Source organism: Chryseobacterium sp. NG-CE01 (assembly GCF_055695505.1).
In genome coordinates, this window is record NZ_CM146369.1 from 1,660,512 (window position 1) to 1,672,575 (window position 12,064).

The window sequence follows — 12,064 nt, forward strand, 5'->3', positions numbered from 1 at the left end:
TATAGGAATATTATTCTTACAAAATGTATTAGCTCAGGAAGAAAAATGTAATTTACAGAAATCGGAATTTAATATTTAAAAAGTTAATGCTGAAGATGTAAAGTGCTTAGCAAAAAATACGGATAAAAGAAATACTGTTCTTTTTACATTTGCCCGCTGGTGCGAGCCTTGCCTTTATCATCTTCCAAACTTTAAAAAGATAGAGAAGTTTTATAATGTTGATTCTTATGTGCTGTTAATAGATAATGAAGGCAGTAATATGACAAAATTAGCAGTTGATTATGTTTTAGAAAGCTATCCTAATGCAAACATTGTAGTTCTTAAAGACAAAGAAAAAAAGAACGGAAGAAAGTACAAGGATTTTCTGAAAGAAATTACTCCGAGTCAGTTTGAAGTGGTAACGGATATGTCTAAGTATATCGCTTTAAACAAATCAGGAGAAGTACAATTGGTCACTTCCTGGAAAGATAATAAAGAATATCCTCAATGGAAAGACGATAGCTCCACTATAAAAAGAATTGTTTTACCATTATTAGAAAAGAAATAAAATAAAAAACTCCCGATTATCCGGGAGTTTTGCTTTATGATAAACCATTCAAATTAAACGGTAGTTAATCTTAATGTATTTGTTTTTCCGCCTTCATAGGATGGAGTAGCGTTGATGTTGATCACAAAATCACCAGCCTCGATATATCCGTAGTTGTGCGTAAGCATATTTACCTGGATAATCGTTTCATCAGTAGATTTCTTCATATCGTAATAATAGGCGTGAACACCCCAAAGAAGGTTCAGCATGGTAATGACTCTTCTGTTTCCACTGTACACGATAATGTGGGAATTCGGTCTGTGTGCTGAAAGCTGGAATGCAGTATATCCTGAACTTGTTAAAGTAACGATAGCAGAAACGTTCGTTGTTTTTGCAATTCTTACCGCAGCCAGACAAACCCTGTTGGTGATGAATCTCTCATCGATACAATTGAAATCTTTTTCAATCGGCTCATTTTTATGCTGGTAGAAGTGTGTGGTCTCAATATTTTTTACAATTTTAGTCATGTTTTCCACAACCTGTACCGGGTATCTTCCTACGGAAGTTTCTCCTGAAAGCATTACCGCATCGGCACCGTCAAGTACGGAGTTGGCTACGTCGTTTACCTCTGCTCTTGTAGGCGTAAGGCTGTTGATCATTGTTTCCATCATCTGGGTAGCAATGATTACCGGTTTGGAATAGAATCTTGCTTTTTCTACAAGAGTCTTCTGGATAGCCGGAACTTCTTCCATTGGAACCTCAACTCCTAAATCTCCACGGGCAACCATTAATCCGTCGCATTCCAATAAGATTTCATCGATATTTTTTACTCCTTCCGGTTTTTCGATTTTAGCAATAATCGGTGTTTTGAATTTTCCGTTCGGGTGTTTGGCAATAAGTTCTTTCAGGTCAATAATATCCTGTGCATGACGAACGAAAGACAGTGCGATCCAGTCAACATCCTGGTCCAGCATAAAATTGGCATCCTGAATATCCTTTTCCGTTAAAGCAGGAAGAGAAACATTCGTATTTGGTAGATTAACACCTTTTTTGGAGCTTAATGGTCCCCCTTGAATGGTCTTTGCTTTTACAGTATCGATAAGGTTGGTTTCCATAACTTCCAACACCAGTTTACCGTCATCGATCAGGATTCTTTCCCCAACTTTTACATCCTGAGGAAATTGCTGATAAGTCATATAAACTTTTGTAGAATCTCCTTCGATCTTTTCATTGGTGAAAGTAAGGATATCGCCCGGATTAAGGTAAGAACCTTCCTTTACCACCCCAACTCTAAGTTTCGGGCCCTGCAGGTCTCCTAAAATACCAACAGAAAAGCCATACTCTTTATTAAGCTCTCTGATGATTTCAATATTTGAACGAACTAAATCGTAATCAGCGTGTGAAAAATTGATTCTGAAAATGTCAACACCTGCTTTCATTAACCCTAACATTACTTCCTTCGACGATGAAGCCGGACCAAGTGTTGCGATAATTTTTGTCTTCTTTAAATACTTATTCATAATACTGGATAATTTGATAAAGTTCTTCTTCAGAACCTAGTGTATAATCTTGAATAGGAAATACAAGATTTTCAGGGAGCAAAATTACGGAAAAATCAGGAAACTGTTCCGAACTATGCAAAATATATTGTACTTCTATCTGATTATTTAATAAAAATTTAATGTTTTCTTCTCCTGTAAAGAGCTCGGTCTGTAATTTTTTTTGTTTACTTTCCGAACATCGGTTGGAAATGAAAGTGAAGCAGGTTTTTGTAAACTTGTGATATGCTTCAAATCTTGGAAAATAATAATCATAATAAGACCCGTGATAGATGAGGTCATCAATCCGTTTAAAGTTCAGATCGTTTTTTTGATTAACAGTAAAGAAAAACTCATGATCAGGTACATTTTTGGCTAATCTTACCAATCCTATGGTAACATCTTCAAATTCTGTTTCGTCGAGATCATAAAGCTTTTGAATTTCCAAGTATGTTTTCTTTTTTGTTTAAAATATAAAATGCTCTCTGTGCTGCTTTTTCTTCCGCCTTTTTCTTAGAGGTTTCGGTAGCGTTCGCGATTTTTTCTTCCCCGAGCCAAACGTGGCAGCGGAACACAATCGATTTGTTTACCTGTATTTCTTCACAGGTTTCGTACTTTATATTTAATTTTTTCTTTTGGCTCCATTCGAGAAGGAGACCTTTATAGCTTACAATTTTATTTTCAAGCTTGTTCATCTCAGTGGGCGTGAGAAGCCTTTCTAAAATAATCCTCCTGCATGTTTCATACTGAAAATCCAGGTAAACGGCACCTATTAATGCCTCAAATAAATTTCCGGAAATATTTTCGCCTAATGCTACAGAGGTCTGCTTTTGCAAAAGGTCGGTAAGCTTTAGATCTTCTCCTAATTTATTAAGATTTTTCCTATTCACAATCTTGGACTTCATTTGCGTCAGGTAGCCTTCATTAGCCTGAGGATACGTCTGAAACAAGTGGCATGAAATGATTGTGCCCAAAACAGAATCTCCTAAAAATTCAAGTCTCTCGTAATTGCTGTCTTTATTTTTAGAAGAGTTTTTCACAGAAAAAGCTTCACGGTAAAGAGCAACATTTTGCACCTCAGTACCCAGAATTTTATTTAATTCAGTACTGAGAAAATAGTCTCTCTCCGTTAATTTTCTTTTTCTTTTTTTGAGAAGGAATTTAGAAAAGTATTTCTGTAACTCCATTCAGTAAATTTAGATTTTCTTAAATAGAACGCAGGCATTGTGCCCGCCAAATCCAAAAGTATTGCTCATGGCTACTTTTACATCTTTCTTCGCAGCTTCGTTGAATGTGAAATTCAGTCTGCTGTCGATATTTTCATCATCCGTAAAATGGTTGATGGTAGGAGGAACAATACCATGAATAATCGTTCCCAACGCAGCAATAGCTTCAATAACTCCTGCAGCACCCAACAGGTGGCCGGTCATTGATTTTGTAGAATTAATCTGAATGTCAAAAGCATGCTCTCCCAATAACTTTGAAATAGCATTGGATTCTGCGATGTCTCCTAATGGAGTAGAAGTACCGTGCATATTGATATGATCTACTTCATCAGCAGTTAGCCCTGCATCTTCCAGGCAATTTTTCATTACCAGATAAGCGCCTAATCCTTCAGGATGCGGTGCGGTCATGTGATGTGCATCTGCACTCAGACCTCCGCCTTTTAATTCTGCATAAATTGTTGCCCCACGTTTTACAGCGTGCTCATATTCTTCAAGAATGATACATCCTGCACCTTCGCCCAGTACAAAGCCATCTCTGTCTTTATCAAAAGGTCTTGAAGCTGTTTTAGGATCATCGTTTCTTGTAGATAATGCCATCATGGCATTAAATCCGCCGACACCGCTTGCCGTAACGGCTGCTTCGGACCCCCCACATACAATTACGTCTGCTTTACCCAGCTGGATAAGCATTTTGGAATCGATTAATGCATTGGCCGAAGAGGCGCATGCAGAAACCGTAGTGTAGTTGGGACCGTGGAAGCCATATTCGATGGAGATATGTCCTGGTGTGATATCAGCGATCATTTTAGGAATAAAGAAGGGGTTGAATCTCGGAATTTCCGTATTGGCCCATCCTAAAACTTCGGTTTCAAATGTTTCCAGACCTCCGATTCCGGAACCCCAGATCACGCCGACTCTGTTTTTGTCTACGCTGTCTTCAATAATTCTTGAATGTTGTACTGCTTCTCTTGCAGCTACCAGCCCGAGTTGTGTATTTCTATCCATCTTTTTGGCTTCTTTCTTATCGAAATGTTGCAGCGGATCGAAATTTTTTACTTCGCAGGCGAATTTTGTTTTAAAGTTTGTGGCATCAAAAAGAGTAATCGGAGCGGCACCGCTCTCACCTTTCACAAGATTTTCCCAGTATTCTTTTGCATTATTTCCAATCGGTGTTATTGCTCCAAAACCGGTTACAACTACTCTTTTTAATTCCATAAACTTAGTTTAATTTTCTTTTTTGTTGAAGAATATTATTTATTTACTACTTCTTCGATATAAGCGATAGCGTGTCCTACAGTAGTAATTTTTTCAGCCTGATCATCAGGGATTTGAATGTTGAATTCTTTTTCAAACTCCATGATTAGTTCAACTGTATCCAATGAATCAGCTCCTAAATCGTTAGTGAAGCTAGCTTCAGGAGTTACTTCTGTTTCTTCAACGTCAAGCTTATCAGCGATGATAGCTTTTACTCTTGATGCAATGTCTGACATAGTAAATTTTTTTTTAATTGTTAGATGGTGCAAATATATAAAATTCTTTACGATAAAACATTTTTTTCATGCTTTTTGTGGTGCATAGGGATGTATTTTGTTGTGTTGCGCGTTAGTCTTTTAGTTTTCAGAGCTTTAGATTTTGTTGTTTCGTGATGTTATTTAAGTATAAAAAATTGCCGTTATCTTCATGGGAATTTTCTTGGAAATTTCAATTAATAAGCAATCTGTTTTTAAAATGTAAGCACATTATTACTAGTTTTGCGCCTCATTCTACATTTAATGATAAAAATTATTTACGGTATATCCTTATTCGTTGCGGGATCTCTATCGGCGCAAATCAAAGGAAAGGTTATCAAAATAAAAGATGGTGATACAGTAGTGGTTTTATTGGCCGATAAAACCCAGCAAACCTTAAGACTCGCGGAAGTCGACTGCCCGGAAAACGGACAGGCCTTCGGGAGCAATGCTAGACAATTTACCGCCGGCCAGGTGTTTGGAAAAACGGTTGTTTTCTATACCATAGGGAAGGACCGCTACGGAAGGAGTGTTGCCGGGGTCTTCTATGACGGGGATAAATATCTGTCTAGGGAAATTGTGAAAGCCGGATTCGGGTGGTGGTATTTTAAGGCTTCTAAAAATACAGAACTGCAAAAGCTCCAGGATGAAGCGATGGAAAAGAGGCTGGGCTTGTGGAGTGATAAAAAAGCCGTTGCGCCCTGGGAATTCAGAAAAAATGAAAAGAACAAGACAAAATAAAATACACTCCAAATGTACTGGAGTGTATCATGTTGATAAAATCATCCCACCAAATCATTGGTGAAAATAAATAATATTTCAGATGACAGCAGTTTTTACGCTTTGCAGAATGCGTCCCATGTTGTCCAGAAGTGAGCATTGATGGCTCCCGGAGCCGGACTGGTGCTGTCTGCTACGATTCCTACCATAGAAGCACAGTTGGAGTTGCATCCGATCTGGTTTCTGCTTCCTTCCTGGGCCGGAATTTCTCTCCATGTTCCGGTAGAACCGCTTAACAATTCCACTTTAATATCAAAAATTCCTGAAAGTCCCGGGGTCTGAAGTTGTTTGGTTGGATTTTCACTGGAGATCATGTCTTTCCAGTTTCCTTGTGAAAAGGTTACTCTCCACTGTCCGATCATTTTTGCCGTGTCATTTTGTGGTGAAAGGTATACCCAAAATTGAGCACCTCCTCCTAATTTTAATTCTCCCGTAGAATTTGCGTTGTAGCTTGTGTTTGCTTCCATGATGTTTGTTTTTTTTAGGTTGTTTTGTATGTCAAAGTAACGTAGAAAAAAACATCCGGAATAGCGTGAAAATGACCAATTGGTGGGTTAGGTGTTTGTACGGTAGGGGTGTGGTAGGTTAAATGAGAACAAGAATATGTAGTACTTCGGGAATTGGTTGTACGAGATATAATAATTTACTTATCCATCGCTTGAATTTCTGGAGAAGTTGGAGGTAAATGTTGAAATTTATAAATATGCATCTTATCCTCAAAAACATCAAATTTACCTACTGGAATTGTATCTGTTATTGATTTTACAAAATGAAAAGTTTTAATATCAACAATATTCTTTAATTGATAAGTACTGTCTTTATAAAAACCCAAATCAAAAAATCGAGATTGATTATTTTGTGAATTTTTCTCGTTCATAATATCAATTTCTCTCTTTAAATAAATATTACCTTGCTGGTCTTTGTATAGTATATTATCTTTAATATCTTTCATCTTTCCCTGTTGGCTACATGAGCAAGCCATAAAAAAGATGAATAATCCAATAATTATTTTCATTTTCTTTTTTCTCAATACAATTTAAAACATAATCTTTAATGAAAATTATTTTTATCCAATGCTGATAAATTTTGGGGTGTAAAATAATCTTTCGTAGGGTGGATTCTGGAAGTTTTTTTCATTCAAACATTATGGAATAAAATACTTTACTTCTGTAGCATAAGAGTATTCGTTATTTTTTTTCTCTTCAGCTGTTGGTATTTCATTTTTAAAGATCATTATTTTTTCTTTTGAGCTATTTGTAACCAGATAAGAGTCGCATACTGATCATCATTATCAATTTCTAAGTTAAAAATAATTGTATTTAATCCTTTTTTTTCTACAAAAGTTTTAAAACTTTTTGGCATAGTAAATTTAGAACAATAGAAAGTTTCTTTTGCTTTATCGCGCCATCCTAATTCAAACTCAACAGGCAATTTTCTCTTAAATTTTTTCCATATACCTATTCTTTGTTCAAATGTTCCATCTAAAGAAGTAAAACTAAACCCGACCTCACGTTGATTAGGTTTGTTAAAATCAAAATACATATCGTACTCCTTTTCATTATTTGCCCAGGCTTCATATGGGATTCCATGATGTTGCCAGTAGTTTTTGTATTTTTTCCAATATTCAGATTTTTTATATCTAAATCCTTCTCCTAAGGTATTATCTTCTGTTCCTTTTAATCTTGCTTTTGCTACTTCAATTTGTTTATCAACCGTAGTAAACCATACCCGTGTCCAACCGCCTGGCGCCATTCCTACAACTAAATGGGCAAAATTTTTATCATTAATATTATATTTCTGGAATAAATCAAGTATCTTTTTCTGAGGAAGTTGTACTTTACCGTTATATTGTAAATTTTCAACAGCACTTATATAATGAATATAGACTTCATTAGGAATGTCTTTAAATTTTTCACCGGAACCAACCCTTCCATATTCTTCACCCCAGCCATTATCAAAATTAGTGAGACTTCCATGGCCTGCATTTCCAAAGTCTATTTTTACATCTCCAACAGGATAATATTTGGGGGCTGAAATGCCAGGTTCCCACTCAAATTTGGTTGTTAAAATTTCATCGGTTTTCTTTTCTTTGCTGCAGGAACTTACAAACAGGCTAATGAGAATTACTTTTATCCAATGATGACAAATTTGGGGTGTAAAATAATCTTTTGTAGGGTGGGTTCTGGAAGTTTTTTTCATCTGTGAGCTTTTTAAATATCTGTAAAGTAACAAAACAAAGACACGGGGGTGAACCGTGTCTTATATTTTTTCAAGAAAATTATTTAATAAAGTATTCTATCTCTTTAGAAAAATCACTGTTTCCTAAAATTTTATCTTTTGAAGGATATGTTTTAAAGCGCAATAACTTTTCTTTCTTATTGTTTGATGTTAAATACAAAATTCCATGTTGATCATCATTCTCTATTTCTAAAGTAATAACCACTTTTTTGAGCTTTCTATCTTCAATAATTTTTGAAAAGTTCTTGGGAAATGTTACATGAGTATCATAATACACATTACTGTTTTTGGATTTCCAAACAGCAACAAGATCAGCAGGAAGTTTTCTTTTTAGAAGGCTGTCAATAGGAGTTCTGTAATATAATGTCCCATCTAAGGAAGAATATTGAGGGTCTGTAACTTCATTTTTTGGATTAGGTTTATTAAAATCAAAATACATATCATACTCCTTTTCATTATTTGCCCATGCTTCATATGGGATTCCATGATGCTGCCAGTAATCTTTATATTTTTTCCAATATTCAGATTTTTTGTATCTAAATCCTTCTCCTAAAGAATTATCTCTTGTTCCTTTTAATTTTGCTTTTGCTACTTCAATTTGTTTATCAATCGTGGTAAACCAAACACGTATCCAGCCGCCCGGAGCCATACCTACTACTAAATGGGCTGAGTTTTTATTATTGATATTATACTCTTGGAATAAACGAGCTATTTTTTCCTGTGGAAGTTGTACTTTACCATTATATTGTAAATTTTCGGCAGCACTTATATAATGAATATAGACTTCGTTAGGAATGTCTTTAAATTTTTCACCGGAAACAACCCTTCCATATTCTTCACCCCAGCCATTATCAAAATTAGTGAGACTTCCATGGCCTGCATTTCCAAAGTCTATTTTTACATCTCCAACAGGATAATATTTGGGGGCTGAAATGCCAGGTTCCCACTCAAATTTGGTTGTTAAAATTTCATCGGTTTTCTTTTCTTTGCTGCAGGAACTTACAAACAGGCTAATGAGAATTACTTTTATCCAATGATGACAAATTTGGGGTGTAAAATAATCTTTTGTAGGGTGGGTTCTGGAAGTTTTTTTCATCTGTGAGCTTTTTAAATATCTGTAAAGTAACAAAACAAAGACACGGGGGTGAACCGTGTCTTATATTTTTTCAAGAAAATTATTTAATAAAGTATTCTATCTCTTTAGAAAAATCACTGTTTCCTAAAATTTTATCTTTTGAAGGATATGTTTTAAAACGCAATAATTTTTCTTTCTTATTGTTTGACGTTAAATACAAAATTCCATGTTGATCATCATTCTCTATTTCTAAAGTAATAACCACTTTTTTGAGCTTTCTATCTTCAATAATTTTTGAAAAGTTCTTGGGAAATGTTACATGAGTATCATAATACACATTACTGTTTTTGGATTTCCAAACAGCAACAAGATCAGCAGGAAGTTTTCTTTTTAGAAGGCTGTCAATAGGAGTTCTGTAATATAATGTTCCATCTAAGGAAGAATATTGAGGGTCTGTAACTTCATTTTTTGGATTAGATTTATTAAAATCAAAAATAATATCGTGTTCTTTTTCATTATTTGCCCAAGCTTCATAAGGAATCCCATGATGTTGCCAATAAATATATGTATTTCCCCATGTATTAAAATCTTTTGTTTTTAAGCCAATTCCTACATTATCGTTTTCATATCCTTTCAATTGTTCCTTGGCTATTTCAATATGGATGAGCTTGCTATTATTATAATAATTATTACCTGTCGTCATATTAAACCAAACCCTTATCCAGCCGCCTGGTGCCATTCCCACAGTGAGATGGGCAATGTCAGATTTTTGTTTACAATATTTGCGGAATATTTTCAACAGCTGTTGTTTTGGAAGGGTTACTTTTCCTTTAAAATCTTTGCTGTCTATTACACTATAATAATCTATATATACTTCATTTGGAATTTCTTTATATTTCTCTCCCGAAATAACTGCTCCATATTCTTCACCCCAGCCATTAGCAAAAGAAGTATTGCTCCCATGCCCTGCAATTCCAAAATCTATATTCCCTGCAATGGGATAAAACTTGGGAGCAGAAATGCCAGGTTCCCAACCAAATTTAGTTATTAAAATTTCATCTCTTTTCTTTTCTTTGCTGCAGGAACTTACAAACAGGCTAATGAGAATTACTTTTATCCAATGCTGATAAATTTGGGGTGTAAAATAATCTTTTGTAGGGTGGATTCTGGAAGTTTTTTTCATCTTTATTATTAAATTGAGGTACGTTGGTATAAGCAAACTGCTTACGATCCAGTAGACTAAAAACTGGTTTATTATAATTGGCAGATAAATGTACAAATTTATTTAAAATTAATTGATGTATTTCAGGATCTAGCTTGTAAGTCTTATTTTCAAAATCTAAAAAAAGGTCTCTGTACTCTTCTGGTTTTCCATCCGGTTTTTTCTTCCATCCGCTTTCTGCAATTTTTTTCATATGTTCTAAATACGTATTCAATTCTTCAGGCAATATATATTCTTCCGGATGCTTAGTTTTATCTTGAGAAATTTTAAACGGCACCTCTCCATAATTCTCGGCCATATGCTGCATTATTTTCATAGCAACCAAAGAAAGTTTATTGCTTAATACTCTGGTGGAATGGAGCTCATAATGTCTGGAAATAAGCTTATACGTAAAATCACCATCTACGATCTGCGTTTGATTTCCCATAAAACTAGAATCTACGGTCTTATAGCTGAATGAAGTAGAATTTTTCACCGTTACTAATATATCATGCTTTTCGATCCACTCGATTTCTTTTTGATTGTTATCATTTCTACAGTACTGATTATCTAAATACCACTGCTCTAATTTTTCACGAAAAACTGCCATTTTTTGTTTTACATCATCCGGAGTATCCAAAGGTACATCCATGAAATGTAAAATAGTTTTCTCAACAACTGTATCTGCATATCCTCCGCCAATATCACTATGTGCACCCGGCATTAAAAGCTCTTTAAAGTAATTTGCATCCGAAACAGCAGTTACCGGAAAGTTTTCTCTCCATTCACTATTTGCCATGATATGAAAAACCTTCTTAATCTGAGGGTAAGACAAAGAAGGATTTATCTTCGGGATATCATCAGGGTTTATGTTAGTTTCTTTTTGGATGATCTTTAATGCTTCTTCAATACTTAACTCAATAACCTTTTCTTTTATGATAAGCTTGGGCTTATTATAAAGTACAGCATTCATAGCGATCTCAGAGGCAGAATCATAAAATTTTTTTCTATCCTTTATCACATTTATTATTCCATATTTTTCAAGCATTTGTGAGATTACCGTATCAAAGATCCCGACAAATTCTATTGTCACTTTGTCAACAGGGTATTCCATTATCAAATTATTTTTTTCTGATTTAAATGAAATTTCCATATAACTGCCTGTACCTGTAGGATTAAGCATCTGGTTTCTTGGCTTTGCGACGGTAAGATTATCAATTTTGCTGGTATTGTAGTTTTTAATTTTTGCAGGAACATTAGCAGTTTTTGCATTCTGGTTTTTAATAGATAATTGTTCGGCGATTGATTTTCTTTTCAGTACTTCATTACAGAAATGTCTTGCTGCTGCTGCGCCCCTGCTAAACCCAAATACATCAAATTGAATGGATATAATTTCAAATTCCTTTCCTGATTTTATTCTATCTAAAGAAGCTTTAATGCTTTTCGCTATTTCATCACAAGCTTGCTTTACTCTTTCAACCACACCAAAATCCCCTTCTCCAAGAGCTAAACCCGGGCTATCATCTACTTTATTCTGAAAAGTACCTATTCCCTGAACATAGACTTTTAATTGTAAATATTGAAATTCAGGATTTTGTTCCTTACTTCGATCTTTTTTCTCCTCATACAAATCATGAAGAAGAGCTACATTAGAATAAGAGTTCCAATAACTGCTTCCTGATTCTATAACGAAACTTTTAAAGTCTTTAATTTTAGGTATTTCATCTTCTTTCAACGGAAGATCGCTATATTTTGTGTTATAATAAACACTGTCAGAATTATACCTGTTATTTCCTGTTCCATCAAAGAACACTCCAATACGCAGCTTTACTTTTTCTGTTTTTTCAAAAGCCTTATATTTCCTTTTATCTGTTCCATAGGGATCAATATCAGCAACACCAATATCGGCAAGATTCCTTATTCCTATATTTCCTGTTTTCATTTTTGTGAATTTTATAAATTAATTAAAAAA

General features: G+C 34.8%; 13 protein-coding genes. 2 read left to right on the top strand and 11 right to left on the bottom strand.

Translation table 11 applies throughout. The features are described from left to right. The first annotated feature begins 259 nt into the window (after positions 1 to 259). Positions 260 to 547 (top strand): hypothetical protein, encoded by a 288-nt coding sequence (locus ACYT6F_RS08020; protein WP_472600693.1) that lies wholly within the window; start codon positions 260 to 262, stop codon positions 545 to 547. Positions 548 to 600: 53 nt separating this feature from the next. Here ACYT6F_RS08020 and pyk read toward each other — a convergent pair whose 3' ends face one another. The 5 genes from pyk to ACYT6F_RS08045 are packed head-to-tail and all read right to left on the bottom strand — an operon-like array spanning position 601 to position 4,780. After that, complete coding sequence (pyk, locus tag ACYT6F_RS08025; RefSeq protein ID WP_169232115.1) at positions 601 to 2,046, bottom strand: pyruvate kinase; 1,446 nt, start codon at positions 2,044 to 2,046, stop codon at positions 601 to 603. Continuing rightward, complete coding sequence (locus ACYT6F_RS08030; RefSeq protein ID WP_472600694.1) at positions 2,039 to 2,512, bottom strand: IPExxxVDY family protein; 474 nt, start codon at positions 2,510 to 2,512, stop codon at positions 2,039 to 2,041. The genes pyk and ACYT6F_RS08030 overlap by 8 nt, the downstream gene beginning before the upstream one ends. Next, positions 2,490 to 3,251 carry a ribonuclease III gene (gene rnc / locus ACYT6F_RS08035; protein ID WP_472600695.1) on the bottom strand — a complete coding sequence of 254 codons (762 nt, stop codon included), beginning with the start codon at positions 3,249 to 3,251 and terminating at the stop codon, positions 2,490 to 2,492. Before rnc ends, ACYT6F_RS08030 begins: the two co-directional genes overlap by 23 nt. A 9-nt stretch (positions 3,252 to 3,260) precedes the next feature. Next, entirely contained in the window at positions 3,261 to 4,505 is a 1,245-nt protein-coding gene (gene fabF, locus ACYT6F_RS08040; RefSeq protein WP_029295536.1) for a beta-ketoacyl-ACP synthase II, read from the bottom strand. A gap of 35 nt (positions 4,506 to 4,540) precedes the next feature. Continuing rightward, a complete protein-coding gene (locus ACYT6F_RS08045) occupies positions 4,541 to 4,780 on the bottom strand; it encodes an acyl carrier protein (RefSeq protein WP_002976354.1) in 240 nt (79 codons plus the stop codon). A gap of 282 nt (positions 4,781 to 5,062) precedes the next feature. On the opposite strand from ACYT6F_RS08045, the gene ACYT6F_RS08050 reads away from it, so the two are divergent. After that, the gene (locus ACYT6F_RS08050; RefSeq protein ID WP_472600696.1) at positions 5,063 to 5,539 is read left to right on the top strand and encodes a thermonuclease family protein; all 477 of its coding nucleotides are present in this window, start codon (positions 5,063 to 5,065) and stop codon (positions 5,537 to 5,539) included. Positions 5,540 to 5,634: 95 nt separating this feature from the next. Here ACYT6F_RS08050 and ACYT6F_RS08055 read toward each other — a convergent pair whose 3' ends face one another. The 6 genes from ACYT6F_RS08055 to ACYT6F_RS08080 all read right to left on the bottom strand — a co-directional run bounded on the left by ACYT6F_RS08055 (position 5,635) and on the right by ACYT6F_RS08080 (position 12,034). Then, a complete protein-coding gene (locus ACYT6F_RS08055; RefSeq protein ID WP_169232119.1) occupies positions 5,635 to 6,045 on the bottom strand; it encodes a hypothetical protein in 411 nt (136 codons plus the stop codon). 176 nt (positions 6,046 to 6,221) lie between these two features. After that, entirely contained in the window at positions 6,222 to 6,593 is a 372-nt protein-coding gene (locus ACYT6F_RS08060) for a hypothetical protein (protein WP_472600697.1), read from the bottom strand. 218 nt (positions 6,594 to 6,811) lie between these two features. Beyond that, complete coding sequence (locus tag ACYT6F_RS08065) at positions 6,812 to 7,777, bottom strand: DUF2931 family protein (RefSeq protein WP_472600698.1); 966 nt, start codon at positions 7,775 to 7,777, stop codon at positions 6,812 to 6,814. Positions 7,778 to 7,856: 79 nt separating this feature from the next. Beyond that, complete coding sequence (locus tag ACYT6F_RS08070; protein ID WP_472600699.1) at positions 7,857 to 8,912, bottom strand: DUF2931 family protein; 1,056 nt, start codon at positions 8,910 to 8,912, stop codon at positions 7,857 to 7,859. A gap of 79 nt (positions 8,913 to 8,991) precedes the next feature. Then, entirely contained in the window at positions 8,992 to 10,074 is a 1,083-nt protein-coding gene (locus tag ACYT6F_RS08075) for a DUF2931 family protein (protein WP_472600700.1), read from the bottom strand. Then, complete coding sequence (locus ACYT6F_RS08080) at positions 9,989 to 12,034, bottom strand: phospholipase effector Tle1 domain-containing protein (protein ID WP_472600701.1); 2,046 nt, start codon at positions 12,032 to 12,034, stop codon at positions 9,989 to 9,991. Before ACYT6F_RS08080 ends, ACYT6F_RS08075 begins: the two co-directional genes overlap by 86 nt. Positions 12,035 to 12,064: the final 30 nt, after the last annotated feature.